At 61.9% G+C, this 18,558-nt stretch carries 13 protein-coding genes and 1 pseudogene; 6 read left to right on the top strand and 8 right to left on the bottom strand.

Features of this window, described 5'->3' with window-relative positions; all coding sequences use genetic code 11:
- Nucleotides 1-366 precede the first annotated feature (366 nt).
- The gene (locus JQ553_RS32295; RefSeq protein ID WP_212504107.1) at nucleotides 367-2,097 is read left to right on the top strand and encodes an adenylate/guanylate cyclase domain-containing protein; all 1,731 of its coding nucleotides are present in this window, start codon (nucleotides 367-369) and stop codon (nucleotides 2,095-2,097) included.
- A gap of 154 nt (nucleotides 2,098-2,251) precedes the next feature.
- Here the strand turns inward: JQ553_RS32295 and JQ553_RS32290 are convergent, their stop codons facing one another.
- Together JQ553_RS32290 and JQ553_RS34720 are read right to left on the bottom strand one after the other, a co-directional pair.
- The gene (locus JQ553_RS32290; RefSeq protein ID WP_212504106.1) at nucleotides 2,252-2,905 is read right to left on the bottom strand and encodes a glutathione S-transferase family protein; all 654 of its coding nucleotides are present in this window, start codon (nucleotides 2,903-2,905) and stop codon (nucleotides 2,252-2,254) included.
- A 47-nt stretch (nucleotides 2,906-2,952) separates the two neighbouring features.
- Nucleotides 2,953-3,165 (bottom strand): annotated as a pseudogene (locus JQ553_RS34720) (transposase); the annotation flags it as partial.
- 210 nt (nucleotides 3,166-3,375) lie between these two features.
- Here JQ553_RS34720 and JQ553_RS32285 point away from each other — a divergent pair.
- Together JQ553_RS32285 and JQ553_RS32280 are read left to right on the top strand one after the other, a co-directional pair.
- Nucleotides 3,376-4,341, top strand: coding sequence for a hydrolase (locus JQ553_RS32285; RefSeq protein ID WP_212504105.1), 966 nt, complete (start codon nucleotides 3,376-3,378; stop codon nucleotides 4,339-4,341).
- A gap of 381 nt (nucleotides 4,342-4,722) precedes the next feature.
- On the top strand, nucleotides 4,723-7,266 hold the full coding sequence (locus tag JQ553_RS32280; protein WP_249144757.1) for a TonB-dependent receptor: 2,544 nt from the start codon (nucleotides 4,723-4,725) through the stop codon (nucleotides 7,264-7,266).
- 121 nt (nucleotides 7,267-7,387) lie between these two features.
- Here JQ553_RS32280 and JQ553_RS32275 read toward each other — a convergent pair whose 3' ends face one another.
- From JQ553_RS32275 to JQ553_RS32260, 4 genes are all read right to left on the bottom strand, one after another.
- Complete coding sequence (locus JQ553_RS32275) at nucleotides 7,388-8,371, bottom strand: ABC transporter substrate-binding protein (RefSeq protein WP_212504104.1); 984 nt, start codon at nucleotides 8,369-8,371, stop codon at nucleotides 7,388-7,390.
- A 461-nt stretch (nucleotides 8,372-8,832) separates the two neighbouring features.
- Nucleotides 8,833-9,816: an ABC transporter substrate-binding protein gene (locus JQ553_RS32270; RefSeq protein WP_212504103.1), complete on the bottom strand. Its 984-nt coding sequence runs from the start codon at nucleotides 9,814-9,816 to the stop codon at nucleotides 8,833-8,835.
- Between the two features lie 175 nt (nucleotides 9,817-9,991).
- Nucleotides 9,992-10,678 carry an alpha/beta fold hydrolase gene (locus JQ553_RS32265; RefSeq protein ID WP_212504102.1) on the bottom strand — a complete coding sequence of 229 codons (687 nt, stop codon included), beginning with the start codon at nucleotides 10,676-10,678 and terminating at the stop codon, nucleotides 9,992-9,994.
- 323 nt (nucleotides 10,679-11,001) lie between these two features.
- Nucleotides 11,002-11,847 carry a metal-dependent phosphohydrolase gene (locus JQ553_RS32260; RefSeq protein ID WP_212504101.1) on the bottom strand — a complete coding sequence of 282 codons (846 nt, stop codon included), beginning with the start codon at nucleotides 11,845-11,847 and terminating at the stop codon, nucleotides 11,002-11,004.
- Nucleotides 11,848-12,189: 342 nt separating this feature from the next.
- On the opposite strand from JQ553_RS32260, the gene JQ553_RS32255 reads away from it, so the two are divergent.
- Nucleotides 12,190-12,807 (top strand): lipopolysaccharide assembly protein LapB, encoded by a 618-nt coding sequence (locus JQ553_RS32255; RefSeq protein WP_249144754.1) that lies wholly within the window; start codon nucleotides 12,190-12,192, stop codon nucleotides 12,805-12,807.
- A gap of 211 nt (nucleotides 12,808-13,018) precedes the next feature.
- Entirely contained in the window at nucleotides 13,019-14,167 is a 1,149-nt protein-coding gene (locus tag JQ553_RS32250; RefSeq protein WP_212504100.1) for a DJ-1/PfpI family protein, read from the top strand.
- A gap of 5 nt (nucleotides 14,168-14,172) precedes the next feature.
- Here JQ553_RS32250 and JQ553_RS32245 read toward each other — a convergent pair whose 3' ends face one another.
- Nucleotides 14,173-14,583: an SgcJ/EcaC family oxidoreductase gene (locus JQ553_RS32245; RefSeq protein WP_212504099.1), complete on the bottom strand. Its 411-nt coding sequence runs from the start codon at nucleotides 14,581-14,583 to the stop codon at nucleotides 14,173-14,175.
- Between the two features lie 229 nt (nucleotides 14,584-14,812).
- Complete coding sequence (locus JQ553_RS32240) at nucleotides 14,813-15,970, bottom strand: acyl-CoA dehydrogenase family protein (RefSeq protein ID WP_212504098.1); 1,158 nt, start codon at nucleotides 15,968-15,970, stop codon at nucleotides 14,813-14,815.
- 230 nt (nucleotides 15,971-16,200) lie between these two features.
- Here JQ553_RS32240 and JQ553_RS32235 point away from each other — a divergent pair, with 230 nt between their 5' ends.
- The gene (locus JQ553_RS32235; protein WP_212504097.1) at nucleotides 16,201-18,558 is read left to right on the top strand and encodes an Orn/Lys/Arg decarboxylase N-terminal domain-containing protein; all 2,358 of its coding nucleotides are present in this window, start codon (nucleotides 16,201-16,203) and stop codon (nucleotides 18,556-18,558) included.

Genomic DNA, 18,558 nt, shown 5'->3' with positions numbered 1-18,558 from the left:
TCGCTCCACGGACTTAACGCCTGCCTTGGGGCGTCAAAACCACACGACTTCGCCGTCCGCCTCACGCGCGCTCGTCATTGCGCATTCGGCGTCCACCGCATCTCAACCCAACACCCGTGACGATCGCGAAGCGCCCCTCGATCGGGTGAGACGGGCGGAATTGAACAACTGATTTGCCCGACGACGGAAGCGCAATATTTTTCGCACGAGGACTGGACGTCCCAAATCACCCTGAAATAACTGGAGAAATTCGCCCCTGCGCGCATGAGCGAACTTGCGCATGGTCTCACCGAACTCTATTAGCTGTTCCGCCGCAATTAGCTGGGTGCCGCCCATGGCAGCCGCGGCAAAACGGACACAAGGCGCATGTTTCGGAGATCAATCCGGCAGAAGATCGTCGGCATCGCCGCGGGATTGATCGTCCTTGCCGTGGTTACCTCGCTGCTGTCGATGGTGCTGGCGGGCCGGGTCGGTCATCTGCTCGACGAACTCACCACCCGTTACATCCCCGCCTATGCCGATCTCGCGCGCGTCAACGTCCGCTCGCTGGAGCGGTCGCTGGCGATGCGGCGGATGATGATGGCGAAGATGCAGGCGCCGACGGACGAGAGCTATGAAGCGGCGCGCAAGACCTTCGACGAGCTCGAACCCATACTCAACCGCGAGGCCGGTGACGCACGAAAGCTGATCGCCGCGATTATCTCCGATCCCAGCACCCCGTCCGACAATGCCGCGCTCGGCCGCCTCGACGATCGCATCGACAATGCGGTCAACGACCTGCTCGTCCGCCTGAACGCGGAAAACAAGGCGCTGCTCGACCAGCTCGAGGCGAAGGATTTCTCCGCGGCCAAGCAAACCATGCTCCGTTCCGACGCCCTGCGCGACGAATTCAACGCCAGGATCGACAGCATCCGGAGCGACATGCTCACCCAGGTCGCCGCGGCCGCGGCAACCGTGATGTCCGCACAGCAGCGCGCGATCATCATTTCGGCGATCGTCACGGCAGTCGCCGCAATCCTCGGCTTCCTGTTCGCGATGATGGTCGGCACCGGCATCACGCGGCCGGTAATGCGGCTGCTCGAAGGCACCCGCGAGGTCGAGGCGGGCCGTCTCGACGGCGCCATCACCATCACGACGGAGGACGAGATCGGCGAGCTCTCGGCTGCGTTCAACCGCATGATCGAGACGCTGCGTCACAACCAGCGCATCCGCGAGACTTTCGGCCGCTACATCAATCCGCGGATCGCCGAAGGCCTGCTCGAACAGCCAGCGATCGCCGTGACCGAGGGACAGCGCCGCGTCATGACGGTGATGTTCTGCGACATGAAGGGATTCACGACACTGAGCGAAGGCGTGACGCCGCGCGGCCTCGTCAAGATCATGAACCTCTATCTCTCGACCATGTCCGAGCCGATCCATGCGCACCGCGGCATCATCGACAAATATATCGGCGACGCCATCATGGCCTATTGGGGCGCGCCCTTCGTCGAGGAGGCCGAGCAGACGCATCTCGCTGCCCTCGCCGCGATCGACATGATCGGGCGCGTCGCGCATCTGCGCAAGGAGCTGCCCGAGTTGCTCGGCGTGCGCACGATTCCGACCGATTGCGACGTCCGCATCGGCATAGCCACCGGCGAAGCCCTGGTCGGCAGCATCGGCTCCGAATTCATGATGAGCTACACCGTGCTCGGCGACACGGTGAACCTCGCCTCGCGGCTCGAAGGCGCGAACAAGGTCTATGGCTGCCGGTGCCTCGTCTCGGAAGCCACCGCCGCCGGCTGCGCGGCGACGATGGAGCTGCGCGAGATCGACCGCCTCGTCGTGGTCGGCCAGACCCAGCCGCAAACCGTGTTCGAGGTCATGGGCAGGAAAGGCGAGCTGACGCCGGCCCAGACAGAGCTGCGGCAGCATTATGCCGAGGGGTTGGCGGCCTACCGCGAGCAGCGGTGGGATGACGCAGCGCGCGCGTTTGATGCCGCCCTGGCAACCGCGCCGGGCGACGGAGCCTCAACGGCATTGAAGGCGCGAATTGAAGGCTTCAGGAAAAATCCGCCGGCGACAGATTGGGACGGCGCATGGCACCTGGAGCACAAGTAGCAGCCACGCCTGCCCAACAGCCGGGTCTGATAAATCGAGGTGCTCAGGTCTGGGCACGCGTCATATTCCCCCGGATCATGATGCGATCTGGGTCAGGACCCACAAACTGACCAACTTCGAACTCGGGACGGACCTCGATCGGCCGGGCCTCAAATCAGATGGTCGAAGACTTGCCGGTGTTGACCGCCAATTGGGCGTCGAAGGCCCGCTGGTAGGCGGGTCGCGCTTCGCCGCGAGCGACGTAGGCGGCGAGGTTCGGATATTCGTCCAGCATGCCCGATGATTTCAGCCTGAGCAGTACCGACACCATCATCAGGTCGCCCGCGCTGAACGCACCATCGAGCCAGTCGGCGTCGCCGAGGCGGACGGAAAGCTGATCCAGCCGGACACGGACGCGATCCTCGACCAGAGGCAGGCGTTCCGCATTCCAAGGCTTGCTGCCCTCCAGGAGCCTGGCATTGCCGAGTTCGAGGATCGGCGGCTCCACCGTGCTGAGCGCGGCGAACATCCACGTGATCGCGCGCGCCCGGGCATCGGCATCGTCGGGGAGCAGCCCCGCATGGCGCTGGGCGATGTGGAGTACGATCGCTCCTGTCTCGAACAGGGCAAGATCGCCTTCCTCGTAGGTCGGGATCTGACCGAAAGGATGAAGCGCCAGATGCGCGGGTTCTTTCATCGCGCGAAACGAAACAGGGCGAACTTCGTAGGATAGGCCTGCTTCTTCAATCGCCCAGCGAACGCGTGTATCGCGCGCCAGTCCCTTGCCGCCATCGGGTGACCGTTCAAAGGCGGTAATGGTGATGGTCATCGTGGAGCTTCTCCTCGGCGTACGAGAGCTATAAGAGGCTCTCGTTGGACACCAGCCCGCCGCCAACGGACGAATCGGTTGTAGCGTTGGTGTACGGACCAAACATCTCAGGCAGATCGCGCCAAGGCGCTCCAGAGCGCAAGACCCCGTAAGATGCCATTGAGGACAGAACGGTCGTTAACCTGAGGAACGCCACGCGGCTTGTTCGGCAGCATGGGCTTGATGGCAATCCATTCATAATCGGCGAGTTCGCAGCGCATGATTCGAGCCCCCAGTTTGGAAGCTTGAATCAGAGGGGGCTAGCCGGACGCAATGCGTCAGGGCAGGCCCCGGTTGGACGCTTACGGGGTAGAAGCGGACGTCAGCCAGCCGACAATCTCAGCTGAGACCGTCGAAAATGATCCGAAGCTGACATAATTTAGCCAGCGTTTCTTCGGTCGTTCCCCCCTTTCAACGCTTGGGAGACTTACTTGCGCAAAGCATTTTGGTCTTTAGTTGTTGGGCTTTCTTGCTTGGCTTCTTCCGTCGACGCCGCTGGCATCCAGCTTTTCAACCATGGCCCTAACTTGACGGGCGCGATCTGGTATCCATGCAAGGCCAAACCAAAAGATGTGGAGCTTGGCGACCTGGGGGTGGGTGTCGACTATGGTCTCATCGGTGTGAAGGATTGCCCCGTCACTGGGGCAAAGCTGCCGCTGGTCATCGTCTCCCACGGTTATGTCGGATGGTTCGGCGGGCACCATGACACGGCAGCTGCGCTAGCGGATGCCGGATTCGTCGTCGCGGCAATCAATCATCCGGGCGACAACGCGAACAATTCCTCAAAAAAAGACGATCTGTCATCCTTCGTGTGGCGCCCGACAGACATGGTCCGTCTGCTCGATTTCATGCTTCAAGACTGGAAAGATAGGGCCGTCGTCGATCCCGCGAAAATTGGACTATTTGGATTCTCCAAGGGAGCCTACACTGGTCTGGCACTGATCGGTGCCGCACCGGACTTCGGCCGTTATGCGCGCGGTTGCACGGATGCGTCGAAATTCTGCGGGCAGCTTAGAAGCGGCGACATTCCTGCCTTGACGCAAGATGCGCGCATTCGCGCCGCTGTGATTGTCGATCCGATACCAGGTTTCTTCACGCAATCCAATCTGGCGGCGATCAGGATTCCGGTGCAGTTCTGGCGAGCGGAGGTCGGAATCGGGATTATCGATCCAGAGGGCACGGCGCGGGTCGCCCGTGCGCTACCGGGAAAGCCGGAGGTTCACAGCGTGCCTGCCAGCCACTTTGCGTTCCTAGCGCCATGCTCGCCGCAACTCAGGGCCGCGCTGCCTCGCATCTGCACCGACAAGCCTGCGGAATTTGATAGGTCAGCGTTTCATCGCGAATTTAACGAGAGCGTTGCGCGGTTCTTCCATGAGCAACTGGCTGAAGGCAACTGACGGCTACCGCCAAGGCTTTGGCGGATAAGTCGGCTTCTGGCGCGTCGCGACATACTGCGCCGCCGCACGAACCTGGTCGCTATAGAAGCAAAGCGGGCGTCGTCACCAGTCACATGACGCCGCCGGGTTTATAGGTACACGGCCTAAAAGGCCGGCGGCGTATCTCAATGCGCTACGACCGCCGCCCATACGCTTTTCAGCACTATCTGCATCGCGTCGATCCAGCCAGGATTTGACGGGTCGGGAAAATTCCCGGTCGCGATTTGGAATTAGTCCCGAGTGCTGTTGGAGAAATAGTATTTGCCAATTTTACGAGGCTCCAGCAGTCTTTGCGGGGTTCGTTGGGGACAATAACGAACCGCAAAATCACGGGGTGGGGCCATGGCTGGTACGTTGCGGCGTGCGGCAACTCGAAAATTCCTGGCTTTCCCTCCCACGCGTGAAGCCGCGGCCATCACAGCCGCCATTGCGACTGCGACGCTACCGACGAGCGTGAGCGCCCAGGACCTGCCCACGACTGAACTGCCACCGGTGACCGTGATTTCTCCGTCGCCGCTCGCCGGTACGCGCAGCCCGAAGCCGGTGGCTCGGCCGGTGGCACGCACATCGCGAACCACCCGGGCACGAGGCGCGCCCGCTGAAACAGCGGAGGCGCCGGCGACTGGCGCAGCTACGCCGGGAGCTTCTGATCGCGACCCGACCCTGATTGATCGCGACAAGGTTCCGTCCAATACGGCGGTGCTGACAGCGCCGGCCTTCAGCCACAACTATACGACGAACTTTCTCGACGCATTGGTTCGCGGGCTGCCCGGCGTGACGGTCGGCGACCAGACGGGCAATCCGTTCCAGCGCAATCTAGACTATCGCGGCTTCATCGCCTCGCCTGTCCAGGGAACGCCGCAGGGCCTAGCGGTCTATCAGAACGGCGTCCGCATCAACGAATCCTGGGGTGACGTGGTCAATTGGGATTTCATCCCGGAAAAGGCGATCGACCGGGTTACGCTCTTCCCCAACAATCCCGTGTTCGGCCTCAACGCGATCGGCGGCGCTCTCAGCATCCAGATGAAGAACGGCTTCACCTATCAGGGCGTCGAAGCCGAGACGTTCGGCGGCTCTTACGGTCGCGTGCAAGGTGGCGTGCAAGCCGGCGGCCAGAAGGACAACGTCTCCGCCTATGCGGCGTTCGAATCCGCGTATGACCGGGGATGGCGCGACTTCGCGAACTCGTCGCATGTGAACCGCATGTATGTGGATGTCGGCGCGCGCAACGATCAGACCGAATTCCACGTCAATTTCACCGGCGCCAACAATCTGCTCGGGAATGTCGCGGCAACGCCGATCCAGATGCTCAATCAGAGATGGTCAAGCGTCTATACGTGGCCGCAGTCGACACATCTGCAACTGGCGTTCGTCAATGCGAGCCTGAGCCATAATTTTTCGGATACCTGGTCCTTCCAGGGCAACGCCTACTTCCGCGGCTTCCGGCAGTCCCATGTCGACGGCAATGGCACCGATGTCCGGCCGTGCGATGATCCTGCTGAGCTGTGCATCGGCGACAACCTTCCGCTTTCGCCAGGGGGCGCAACTCCGAACACGCTCGGCGACGCGTTCCTCGGCGAAGTCGACCGCAACCGGGTGGCCACCAACAGTTTCGGCGGCACTGCCCAGCTCACCAACACGGACAGACTGTTCGGGCACGACAACCACGTCGTGATGGGCGTCAGCGTCGACCATGGCAACACAAAATTCAACGCGATCAGCGAGCTCGGAACGATCGATCCGAACAACCTGTTCGTGACCGGCACCGGGGTCATCATCAACCAGCCCGACGCGGGCCTCAGCCCGGTCGATCTGCGCGCCACCAACACCTACACCGGCGTCTACGCAACCGATACTTTTGACGTGACGAACACGCTGTCGGTGACGGCGGGCGGGCGGTTCAATCTCGCCCAGATCGACTTGCAGGACCAGACCGGCACGAATCCACTGCTCAACAGCAGCAATCGCTTCCAGCGATTTAACCCGGTGATCGGCGCGACCTACAAGGTCACCCCGAACCTCACCGCCTATGCCGGCTACTCCGAAGCCAACCGCGCGCCGACGCCGCTGGAGCTGGGGTGCTCCGACCCCAACCATCCCTGCATGATCGACACCTTCCTGGTGGCGGATCCACCGCTCAAGCAGGTGGTGGCACACACTCTCGAAGCGGGATTCCGCGGCGGGTTCGGCCAAGATGCCAGGACCGGCGTGCTGACCTGGGGACTGGGTGTATTCCGTACCCTCTCCTCCGACGACATCATCCAGGTCACAAGCCCGATCGGCGTGAACAACTTCGGCTTCTTCCAGAATGCCGGACAGACATTGCGACAAGGCATCGAGGCCAAGCTCGAGTATCGCTATGATCGCTGGAATGCCTATGCCAACTACACCTATGTCAATGCCACCTACCGAACCGCGATTACGCTGTTCTCGCCGAACAATCCGAATGCCTTGACTGACCCAAACAACGACGACGTGCAATTTGTCAACGTCAAGCCAGGCGATCAGATTCCGGGTATTCCGGCGAACCGCTTCAAGGCTGGTGTCGAGTACAATGTCACGGAGGCGTGGAAGGTCGGGGGCGACCTCAACTTCGTAGGCAGCCAATGGCTCGTTCATGACGATACCAACCAGAGCCCGAAGGTGCCTGCCTATACGGTCGTGAACCTGCATAGCTCATACCGGATCACACCGAACGTCGAGATCTTTGGCCTGATCAACAATGTCTTCAACCAACGCTACTATTTGGGTGGTACGTTCTTCGAAAGCGGCGGCTTTGCCAGCGCCGGAGGCGCGCCCAACCTCATGGCACAATTGACCGATCCCCGCACCTTCGTACCGGGAACGCCGCTCGCCGCCTATGCCGGTATCAGGGCGAGATTCTAGGCCACCGTTTCCCGTCAATCAGCGATGTCCGCTTGGACCCCAACAGCGGCGTGGAAGCAGACATTGCACGAGGTCCGAGAAGGGCCAGAAGGAGACTCATGCACCGCAGCAAACGTTATCCCTATTCAATCACCTCGTCGGCTTGAGCAAGGAGCGACGGCGATATCGTTATGCCGAGTGATTTCGCCGTCTTCAGATTGATCACGAACTCAAATCTGGTGGACCGAACGACCGGTAGATCTCCCGGCTTGGTGCCTTTGAGAATCCGACCAGTGTAGGTGCCGACTTGATGATACGAATCCGTAATGCGCGTTCCGTAGCTCATCAGCCCACCAACGCCGGCGGATTCTCGAAACTGATAAATTGCAGGTACAGCGTGACGCGCTGCCAACGCAACGATCTGACTGCGATGGCTGAACAAGAACGGATCAGAGGCGACTAGTACGGCGCCTGCGCGCTGCTCGACGACCGCCGAAAACGCGAGGTCCAAATCCCTTTCGTTGCTGGCAGTCAGGATATGCGCCCGTAGTCCGAGCGTGCGCGCAGCTCCCTGCACTTCATTTATCTGTGCCTCGGCATCCGGATAATCCTGATTCACCAGTACGGCGATCGTGGTGGCGGCGGGCACTAGTTCGTGCAGCAGCCCGAGCCGCTTTGCTTCCAGGCCCGCTGTTAGCTGGTGGATGCCGGTAACATTGCCGCCCGGACGGCTGATGCTGGCGACGAGACCGATTTTCACGGGATCGCTGTCCGTAATGAAGACAACTGGAATCGTCGTGGTCGCCGCCTTGGCTGCGAGTGCCGAAACCGTGCCGCCCCCCGTGGCGATCACAGAGACCCGTCGATTGACGAGATCGGCTGCTAGCGACGGCAATCGATCGTAGTGTCCCTCCGCGAGACGGTATTCGATTGTGACGTTTTGGCCCTCGTTATAGCCAGTTTCGCTCAGACCCCGCCGAAAAGCAGAGAGCAGATGCGCGATCGGGGCTGCCGCCGCACTGTTAAGGCACCCGATTACTGGTGTCGCCGGCTGCGCTCTTGCGGCAGGCGGCCAAGCCATTGCCGCAGCACCGCTGATCAGGGTAATGAACTCTCGTCGCTTCATGCTCACCCCCAAGCTCCGGAGACCGGCATAGTAGCGGGCTAATCGGGTACTTTGATAGTGGCTTGAAAGCGGCATAAAAAACATTGCCGCGGTGCACGGCTAATGTCGCAGTTGGGTCAAAGGCCGTCATTTTGGCTCGTTCGCCGGATGTCGGCTTATCCTCTGACAGCGGCGGAAAAGCAGACTTCCTCCAACCGCTGCTTTGGACCCAGCAGTCAACATGGACCTGCTGCGCCCGCCCCGCCAGGGGCAAAGCCGCTGCCGCGCCGCTCAGAAGCGTGATGACGTCCCGTCGCCGCATCGCAAATCCCTGATGCTCCAACCCGAGCGTAAGCAATTTTTCGGCGCAGGTCGAAGCGGCGAATATCCGCGAAAGGTCAATCGTCAGTTTTGGCCCGTTCGCGGAATGTCCGAGCCAATGCGCGACATTGCCGCGTGCTTCGATAACCGCTTTTGCTTACTTACTCGATTATTCTGTCAGCCCGCGCCAGAAGCGTCGCCGGGATTTCAATGCCGATTGCCTTGGCCGTCTTGGCGTTGATGAACAGGTCAAATCCAGTGGGTTGCTCAATGGGTAGGTCGCCCGCGATGGCCCCGTCCAATATCCTTCTAACGTAGTATGCGGTGCGGCGAAGAATTTTCAGTGTCGATGCGCCGTAGGTCAACAGCACTCCATTTTCGAATGAGCTTTCGTTGCTGGAAAAAGACGGCAGGCGATTTGCTATCGCATAGTCGGCAATGCGCCCGGATAGAAATTCATTTACCGTGGCATCACTGATAAGCTGAAGTGCATCGGGCGGCTTGCTTGTGAGCATTGAAAACAGCGGATCAAGATCGCCCGACGAACGCAAAGCGTAGCGCGTCACGCTAATTCCCAAAGAATTCGCCTTTGCCTGGAGATTGTTCACCATTGGGGCGTTGGTTGAATTGGATGGATTGAACAGAACAGCGAGTGCGTTTGCCTTGGGCAAAATCTCTCGTATGAACTCGAGGAGCTTTGGCGTCACGTCTTCATTTAGGGATGCTGTGCCCGTTGTGTGGTTGCCGGGATGCGCGAGGCTGTTGACGAGACCGGCCGCCACGGGATCAGTCATTGCGGTCATTACGACCGGCACGGCAGGTTCGAGGCGTTGCGCAGCGCGTACTCCGGCTGGTGAATTCGCCAGAATTATTCGTGCATTGAGCCGAGCCAATTCCCGCGCGAATTCCGGAAAGCGTGCATCATCGCCCGCGGTAAAGCGGGGTTCGAATATGAAGTCCCGCCCAATGACGAGCCCGTTATCGGCGAAGCCTTGAAGGAGCGCGATGCCTCGAGGGTCTCGCGACGGCGGTTGCGGTTGACCGCCCAAAAATCCAATTACCACCGGCGCTTTCTGGGCGAAAGCGGTCAACGGCCACATGAACGCTGCCCCGCCGGCAAATCTCAAGAATCCGCGCCGATCCATCATGGCTCCCTATTTTAGTACGCCATTCGGCAATCGAAGCGCGAGTGTCCATTGCGGGTCACGCACGGAAGTCGGCGTGTCCTGCCGCGAAGTCCGCCTTACTCTTGAAGGCAGACATCGGCGGCGCCGACGATCATCTCGGCGTTGGACCAACGGCCGAAATGCACGACCGCGATCAGGACGCTGAGACCTTGGTGGCGGCCTTGCGGATGACATCGAGCACCACATCAGGCTTCGATAGCATGGGGACGTGCGAAGACGCGACTTCGGTCGCGGCGGCCTTCATGCGCTTCGAGACGAAATGTTGCAGATCCGGGGGAACCGTCTGGTCCTGGGTGGCGAGGACATACCAGCTCGGCTTGGCGTTCCACGCTGTGCCCTCGAGCTTTTGGTTGAAGAGATCTGCCACCGGCGCCGCCTGCGTCGCATACACCAGCTTTTGCTCCGCCTCGGGCAGATCTCCCGCGAAGTGCTTGACGCCGCTTTGTTTGAGCCAGATGCGCCCTGCCGGCACATCGAGATGGCCGAACACGGGCGACGTCGGAAACTTGCCAAGCAGGCTCTGAGAGGTTTCGTCGGCATCCGGCGCGAGGGCCGCGATATAGACGAGCGCGGCTACCCGCGCATCGGTCCCCGCGTGCGTGATCAGTGTTCCACCATAGGAGTGACCGACGAGGATCACCGGGCTGGGGACCCGAGCAAGGCATGCCTTCACGGCGGCGACATCGGTCGCGAGGGAATCGAGGCCGTGCTGACTGGCCATCACGTCATGGCCCTCGGCCTGGAGCGCTGGGATCAACTTGCTGAAGCATGATCCATCGGCCCAGAGGCCGTGCGCGAAAACGATGCTTGGTTTGGTCACGATAGTCTCCGTTGGCTGTGTGAACCTTGATCGCGATACGTAGCCTAGAGCAACTTACCTTCATGTCCTATTGCGTCATCGAGACCGCCGACAGACGGCGGAACGATAATCGGGCGAAAGTGAAAAATGACCGATTGGGCATCCGGCCCAAAGAGTTTGAGCCGCTCAACAAAAGCGGTCTTAAAGGTAGCGGCATGAAGACGGCGTGGTCCAGGCCAGCTCATGCCCGAAGCTTGCGCGAACACCTCTTTTGATTCCGATAATGACCAACTACGCGAGGCCTCTCTCTGTGACTCGCGTTCGACAGATTCAATCACACGAAATCAAGGCTGCGGCCCCGACAGGCCAGGTTCGCGCTCGGCCCGAAATACGTTGGCATAGAGGTTTGCTATCCATTGCCGCCCGCTGGACGTGATGTTGAGATAGCGTATCGCGTTCTGGATCTGCGGCGCGACGTTCTCCCAATAGAACTGCGGGTACTTGTAGACGATGTCGGCAGGCGTTTGGTAGCCGAGCTTTTTGTTCAGGCCGATCTCCTCGAATTCGTAGAACAGCGCGTTTGACTTCCTCAGATAGTTGGGATCGCCGAGTTGACCGATAAGATCGGCAGCTCGCAGCAACATGCCCTCCTCTTCCATCAGCTCATCGTTTGAGGAGTCGGTGTAGGGGAAGCGGGTAAATTCGATGGCGCGGGCAATTCGGATCGCGTCGATCTCGTCGACATCGTCGAGGCGTTCCGAGACGAACAACTTCGAGCGGTCCACGTGATAGGGCGCAAGCGCGGCGTCGGACGCTCCTCGTGGCAGACGAACCGTGCGACCGGTCAGATCCGCGACATAGGACTCCTCGCTATCCCCTTGGATGATTCCGCGCACATATCCGATGTCATGGGTAAGGCACGCCAGAGTGAAATTCGCATAATCGACGGCCGTCGTTGGCCGCAACATCATTCGCCCCATCAGGATATCGTGTCCGGCGAGCGTGACCAGCATCGTGTGTTCTATGTTGTGATAGAGCGCATCGCTGTTACCTATGCACTCCAGCGTGAGCCTCGCCGCAAACGGAAGAACCTCAGCCAACCGGGCATGCGAAGAACCAAACCGGTCCCGTGTATCCGAGGTCAAGGACGAGGCCAGGGTATGCGCTACCAGTTCCGGAATTGTGATCATCTGAACACCCATCTCGGCGTGCGCCGCGGTTTTGAGACGCTCCTTCGTCGGGTTTCAAGGATAGCACATCGCCTTTCTACGCGGCGGTAAGTGCCGCGATCCGGCTGGTTGGTGCATCGATCCATCTGGCGCCCTCCATGATCATCCGCCGAGCACGGCATGCGCGACGATCGTGATTGCGGGATGTCAAAAGGACAGTGCACTTGTCGTATCTCGCGGCAAGCTCCGGCGCATCCGGATCCCGCCGCTGAAACAAATTTCGGACCAAGGGGGAATGTCGCCGCCGATCAGGAGTTAATGGTCGAGACGACGGCGCGCCTACAACAGCAGCGGGAGACGCATATGAGACCATCCCCGATCAAACTCGCAGCACTTGCGGCGGCCCTCGCGGCGCCGATCATCCTGTTCCCGACGATGCCAGGCTTCGCCGCCGGCGGCGGTGGCGGCGGAGGAGGTGGCGGCGGCGGTGGAGACCCCTACGGATCGAACTACGACACGCCATCGTCATATCCGCAGCAGAAGAGCAAGAGAACCACCACCACCCACAGGGCCAAAAAGCCGGCCAAGCAGTCCAGCTTCGAGGATCCGGCGTTCCGCGACGGCTACCGCATGGCCTATGCGACCATCTACGAGCGAAACGACTATGCCGCCGCGATCGATCAGTTGCACGCACTCGGCAACGACGATCATCCGAACGTCGCCAACCTGATCGGCTACTCCTATCGCAAGCTCGGCGACTACAAGCAGTCGCAGGTCTGGTACGAGCGGGCGCTGAAGGCGGATCCGAACCATGTGCTGACATGGAATTATTACGGCCTGTGGCAAATCGAGCAGGGCAACCGCGATCAGGCGCAATATCACCTGCAGCGGATCGCCGAGATCTGCGGCACCAATTGCGACGAGTATCGCACGCTGGCGGCAGCGCTCGAGAAACCACCCGGCACGAACCTGGTTTACTGAGCGGGGCTGGATCACGGCGGACGAGCATGCGGCCCGGAGGCGGAGCGATATTGGGGCAACTGTCCCGGATATCGCGGCGCTCGTCCGGGCCGCGCGCCGATCGCCGTTGTTGCGTGTCCGTTTTTGCGGGAATTACGCCATTTCGATCGACCCGAGCGCCGGGTAGTTTGCGCACCGGGCGACGCAAACGGATACGCCGGATTACATCGTTATGAAGTGGCAGCTTCTGGCGTGGAGCGGTCTTGCCGTTGCCGCGCTCGTTTCCATCATCGGCGTCGGCGGATGGCTGCTCACCCTCCCCGCCGCAACAGCGCTCAAGACGCCTCCGACAATCGCGCAGGACGAGACCAAGGCAGCGCTTGCCGCCTTGAAGCCGCCGAAGCGGTCGCGCCCGCTGATTGCGATCGTCGGCATCAACGACATGAGCGAGACCACCGACTATCTGATGCCCTATGGCATCCTCAAGCGCGCCGATGTCGCCGATGTCGTGACGCTGGCGACGGGACCGGGACCGGTGACGTTGTTCCCGGTGCTGAAGGTCGAACCGGACGCGACCATCGCGGAATTCGATACCGCGCATCCCGATGGCGCCGACTACGTGATCGTGCCTGCGATGAGCCGCGACGACGATCCGGCCGCCCTGCAGTGGATCCGCCATCAGGCCGAGACAGGAGCCTTGATCGTCGGCGTCTGCGCCGGCAGCAAGGTCGTCGCCTCTACCGGCCTGCTCGACGGCCGCCGGGCGACCACGCACTGGTTCTATTTGAAGGACTGGCGCCGCAATCATCCTGACATCATCTACGTCGCCGACCGCCGCATCGTGGTCGATCGCGGCTTTGCGACCACCACCGGGATTTCGGCGTCGATGCCGATGTCGCTCACCCTGATCGAAGCGATCGCCGGACGTGCCAAGGCGGAAGCCATCGCCGGCGAGATCGGCCTCGCCGACTGGGATGCCCGCCACGACAGCGGCGCCTTCAGGTTCACCCGCCCCTTCGCGCTGACCGCGATCGGAAACACGCTCGCATTCTGGAACCGGGAGCAGCTCGGCCTCGCGCTTGTATCAGGCGTCGACGAAGTGTCACTTGCGCTGGTCGCGGATAGCTGGTCGCGGACCTACCGCTCCCATGCGGTGACCTTCGCCCCGGCCGCCGGCGCGCAGACGACCCGGAACGGCCTGCGCCTCTTTCCGCAACAGGTCGCCTCCGACTGGCCCGCAGATCGCCTGCTGCCCGCGGTCGGAACGACGCCGCCCGCGCTGGCGCTGGATCAGGCGCTGAAGGGTATCGAGACGCGCTATGGCGCGCGCACTTCGGACTTCGTCGCCATGCAGCTTGAATATCCTCGGCGCACTCCGTGACCGCATCAGTTCTTCGGCTGGACGTGTGGCGAGGAATGATGATGCGCGATGCGCCACTCATCGCCCTGCCGGGTGACGAGCATGGTGAAGCGCGATGGCGCCGGCGTCGCCTTGCCCTCTACCATTCGGGTAAAGGTGTAAAAACCGGCAACCACCACAGCGCGGTCGTTGATGGGAATCGTGCGCCTCTCTTCAATCGAATTCTTATTCCCCGTGCCCTTTACCTGCGCGAAATACGTTGCGATTGCTTGAGTCCCCTCGGATATGACGGGGCTGACGGTTCCGAGCAGGATTGCGTCCGGCCAGTATTGCCTGGCGATAAGATCCGGATCATTGCCGCTATACGCGGCAGACCAACGGTCAACTGCCGCGTTAGCGTCTTCCGCCGGGCCGGCTGAAGCTACGGCCGGTGACATGAGTATCGATCCTGCAAGTATGTATTGAGCAACGCGTCCCATTGTTCGTCACCTTATCTCCGGGTTCGACAAAATCGTGCGGTCACACCTAAGCCTTCGGGAATAAATGTCAGTCCGAGAGGCAGAATAGCTGAAGGAAATGGCGGCGCTACTGGCCGACGGCCCGCCTGGTCCCGCGAAGATCTGCTGCGCTATGGGCTGGCGCCCGTGGTCCCTGGGGTCCCTGGCGTCAAAACCGCGACGTACCGGGCGCCAGGCCGAGGCTCATGCGTCCGGCGAGAGCGTAGCTGTTCGGGCTCATCGCGACATGCTTGATCGCCGCCTGGACGTCGCGGACCGACCGTTCAAGCGTCCCGGTCTCGAAAATCGCCGCGGTCCCGGCACCGGCCGCAATCATGTCGACGACGCGCGCAGCGCTTTCTGCGGCATTTGCGCATGCAGCCCGAAACAGAGCCCGCGCCTGAACGAGACGGCTGCCGCCGACGTCAGTTGCCGTCATGAGGTCCGTCATGGCCTCGACGAGCAGCGCCCGCGCGGAACGCAAGCTGGCTTCCGCGCGGCCGACCATGGCCTGGACCAGTTCGCCGTCGCGCAATTGGCCGGGGCTGCCGGGCCGCGGCTTGCGGCTCGCGAGCGCGATGAACGCATCAAGCGCGCCCCGCGCGATTCCCAGCGGGACGACCGAGACCGTCCAGCCAAACGCCGAGATACCCGGCAGTCGATACAATAGGCCTGCTTGCGTGGGCTGGAAATCGACCAGCGGATGGGTGTGGCCTGCCGGAACGAAGCTGTCGCGAATCTCGAAATCGCAGCTTCCCGTGCCGCGCAGTCCCGACACGAACCAGGTGTCGTGAACGCGAACCTCCGACCGGTCGAAATAGCAGCAAAGCGGCGGACCGTCCTGGCCGTCGGCCGCCTTTGCGGCGGCCAGTCCCATGAATCGGGTGGCGTGATGCGCGCCGCTGCCGAACGGCCAGCGTCCGCTCACGCGGTAGCCTCCCTCGACGGCAACGGCCGTTCCGACCGCGCCGGTGGCGCTGGTGATGAAGGCACGCGGATCGGCGAACCAGTCACGCACGGCGTCTTCGGCCAGATAGCCACCGATGCGGCTCATGCCCGCGCCGTTTCCGACCAGCCAACCGACCGAGCCGTCGAGCGCGGACGCCGCCTCGACGATCGTCATGAAGTCGAGCGGAGAGAATTCCGGCCCGCCAAGCGCCCTCGGCAGGTACAGGCGAAACAGCCCCGCCTCGGCCAGCGCGTTGAACAGTGCATCGGGAAGCCTGCGGTCGTGGTCGAAACACTGCCGTTCTGCCGCAATGAGCGGGGCCAGCCGATCGATGGCGGCGAGATGATCCGCAACACTGGCTTGAACGGGTACGAGCATGGCGTCCTCCAGCCGGCAACGCACCAATGTCGGACATCATGCCGCGCCGCGCAAATTCCAAGAATTTCAGCAACGGATGAACTGAATTCATCCAGACTTCCACGATGCGCAAGCCGCCGCCGCCGAGCGGACATCCCCGGGGGGCCGGAGATCACTGTCATCTGCCTGTCATGAATTGTGCCGACACGTCAGCCAGACCAGTTCGAGGACACGCATGTTCGAGGACACACATGGATTACTTCAAACGCTTCAACTTCCTGTTCGCAGCGCCCGTCTTCGAAGCCGACGACCTCGAAGGCATCCGCTTCACCCAGATCATCACCGAAATTGAACGCTCCGGCTTCGAGGTGGTGCGGGCCCGCAAGCTCGAGGATGCCGAGATCGCGGTGCAGACCGATGCGGCGATCGGCTGCATGGTGGTCGATTGGGGCAAGAAGGGACTTGAGGGCAAGACTGCGGCGCTGATCAACCTGATGCGCCGTCGCGGGCTGGATTTCCCGATCATCCTCCTGATCCGCCGCAAGCGCTTCGAGGACCTGCCGGTCGAGGTGCTCGACTTCATCGACGGCTATGTGTTCCTGTCCGAAGAAACCCCGCCGTTCATCGCGAAAAACCTGATCAGCCGACTCAAGCAATATGCCGAAACGCTGAAGACGCCGTTCTTCGGCGCGCTGGTCGACTACGCCGAGGAAGGCAACCAGCTCTGGACCTGCCCGGGCCACAATGGCGGCGTGTTCTACAACCGAAGCCCGATCGGGCGGGTGTTTGTCGAGCACCTTGGCGAAGCGGTGTTCCGCGACGACCTCGACAATTCCGTGCTCGACCTCGGCGACCTCCTCACCCACGAGGGGCCGGCGCTGAAGGCACAGAAGGAGGCGGCGCGGATTTTCGGCGCGGAGAAGACCTATTTCGTGCTCAACGGCACCTCGACCTCCAACAAGGTCGCGCTCGGCTCGCTCGTCACCGACGGCGACCTCGTGCTGTTCGACCGCAACAACCACAAGGCAGCCCATCACGGCGCGCTGCTGATCGGCGGCGGCATCCCGGTCTACCTGCCGACGATCCGCAATGCCTGGGGCCTGATTGGCCCGATGCGCTGGGACCTGCTCGACGAGGCCAGCTTGCGCGACCAGATCCGCAAGCATCCGTTGGTCAAGGACGAGAACGCCTGGAAGCGGCCTCGCCCCTTCCGTGTCGCCGTGGTCGAGCAATGCACCTATGACGGCACCATCCACAGCGCGGAGATGATCCTCAAGCGCATCGGGCATCTCTGCGACTACATCCTGTTCGACGAGGCCTGGGCCGGCTTCATGAAATTCCATCCGATCTACGGCGGTCGCTTCGCCATGGGGCTCGCCGATCTCGGGCCCGAGGCGCCCGGCATCATCGCGACCCAATCGACCCACAAGCAGCTCGCGAGCTTCTCGCAGGCCTCGCAAATCCACGTCCGCGACCGCCATATCAAGGGCCAGAAGCGCCGCGTCGAGCATCGTCGCTTCAACGAAAGCTTCATGCAGCACGCTTCGACCTCGCCGTTCTATCCGCTGTTCGCCTCGCTCGACGTCGGCGCCCAGATGATGAAGGGCCGCTCCGGCGAAGTGTTGTGGGACGACACGATCCGGCTCGGCATCGAGCTGCGCAAGAAGATCCGTGCGGTCAGGCGCGAGTTCGAGGAGAGCGAGGCGCGCCCCGAACGGCGCTGGTTCTTCGAGCCGTTCGTGCCTGACCGTGTGATGATACCCGACGTCGCGCGCGAGGGCGGCGTCCACAAGGTCGCCTGGGAGACGATCTCGACGGACCAGCTCGCCACCAACCCGTTGTTCTGGCAGCTCAAGCCCGGCGAGAGCTGGCATGGCTTCCCCGACATGACGGCGGGCTTTGCCATGACCGACCCGAACAAGCTGACCTTGCTCACGCCGGGCTTCGACCATGCGACCGGCTCCTATACCGAGCACGGCATCCCGGCGCCCGTCGTCGCGCAATATCTGCGCGAGAACCGCATCGTGGCCGAGAAGAACGACCTCAACTCGCTGCTGTTCCTGCTGACGCCGGGCGTCGAGGCCAGCAAGGCCGGCACGCTGGTGAGCGGCCTTGTCGCTTTCAAGAAACTGCACGACGACAACGCCCTGCTCGAGGACGTCATCCCCGAATTCTACCGAAGGCGGCCGAACCGCTATGCCGGCGTGCGGCTGCGCGACCTCTGCCGCGACATGCACTGTTTCTTCCGCGACGCCGGCGTCAGCGCGCTGCAGGCCAAGCAGTTCCTGCCCGAGCATCTGCCCGAGATCGCGATGTCGCCGCGCGAGGCGTCGCGTTATCTCGTCCGCAACGATGTCGACTATCTCCCGATCGACGAGATCTTCGGCCGCATCGCCGCGACGCCGTTCGTCGTCTACCCGCCCGGCATCGCCACGATCGTGCCCGGCGAGCGGCTGTCGGAGCGCAGCCGGCCGATGATCGATTATCTCAAGGTATTCGAGGCGAGCTTCAACGCGTTTCCGGGTTTCGAGGTCGAGGTCCAGGGCATCTACAAGGAGGTCGACGCGTCCGGGCGCGTCCGCTTCTACACCTACGTCGTCTCCGAGTAA

This window comes from Bradyrhizobium lablabi (assembly GCF_018131005.1).
Taxonomy (GTDB): Bacteria; Pseudomonadota; Alphaproteobacteria; order Rhizobiales; family Xanthobacteraceae; genus Bradyrhizobium; species Bradyrhizobium lablabi_D.
The sequence above is the reverse complement of the archived record's forward strand: the minus strand, read 5'-3'. Positions and strand labels throughout refer to the sequence as shown.

Bases quoted from the DNA above. Each gene is read 5' to 3' on its own strand.
- JQ553_RS32255 (WP_249144754.1), top strand. From the start codon at position 12,190: ATGAGACCATCCCCGATCAAACTCGCAGCACTTGCGGCGGCCCTCGCG.
- JQ553_RS32235 (WP_212504097.1), top strand. From the start codon at position 16,201: ATGGATTACTTCAAACGCTTCAACTTCCTGTTCGCAGCGCCCGTCTTC.
- JQ553_RS32280 (WP_249144757.1), top strand. From the start codon at position 4,723: ATGGCTGGTACGTTGCGGCGTGCGGCAACTCGAAAATTCCTGGCTTTC.
- JQ553_RS32290 (WP_212504106.1), bottom strand. From the start codon at position 2,905: ATGACCATCACCATTACCGCCTTTGAACGGTCACCCGATGGCGGCAAG.
- JQ553_RS32250 (WP_212504100.1), top strand. From the start codon at position 13,019: ATGAAGTGGCAGCTTCTGGCGTGGAGCGGTCTTGCCGTTGCCGCGCTC.
- JQ553_RS32245 (WP_212504099.1), bottom strand. From the start codon at position 14,583: ATGTCACCGGCCGTAGCTTCAGCCGGCCCGGCGGAAGACGCTAACGCG.
- JQ553_RS32275 (WP_212504104.1), bottom strand. From the start codon at position 8,371: ATGAAGCGACGAGAGTTCATTACCCTGATCAGCGGTGCTGCGGCAATG.
- JQ553_RS32295 (WP_212504107.1), top strand. From the start codon at position 367: ATGTTTCGGAGATCAATCCGGCAGAAGATCGTCGGCATCGCCGCGGGA.
- JQ553_RS32240 (WP_212504098.1), bottom strand. From the start codon at position 15,970: ATGCTCGTACCCGTTCAAGCCAGTGTTGCGGATCATCTCGCCGCCATC.
- JQ553_RS32270 (WP_212504103.1), bottom strand. From the start codon at position 9,816: ATGGATCGGCGCGGATTCTTGAGATTTGCCGGCGGGGCAGCGTTCATG.
- JQ553_RS32260 (WP_212504101.1), bottom strand. From the start codon at position 11,847: ATGATCACAATTCCGGAACTGGTAGCGCATACCCTGGCCTCGTCCTTG.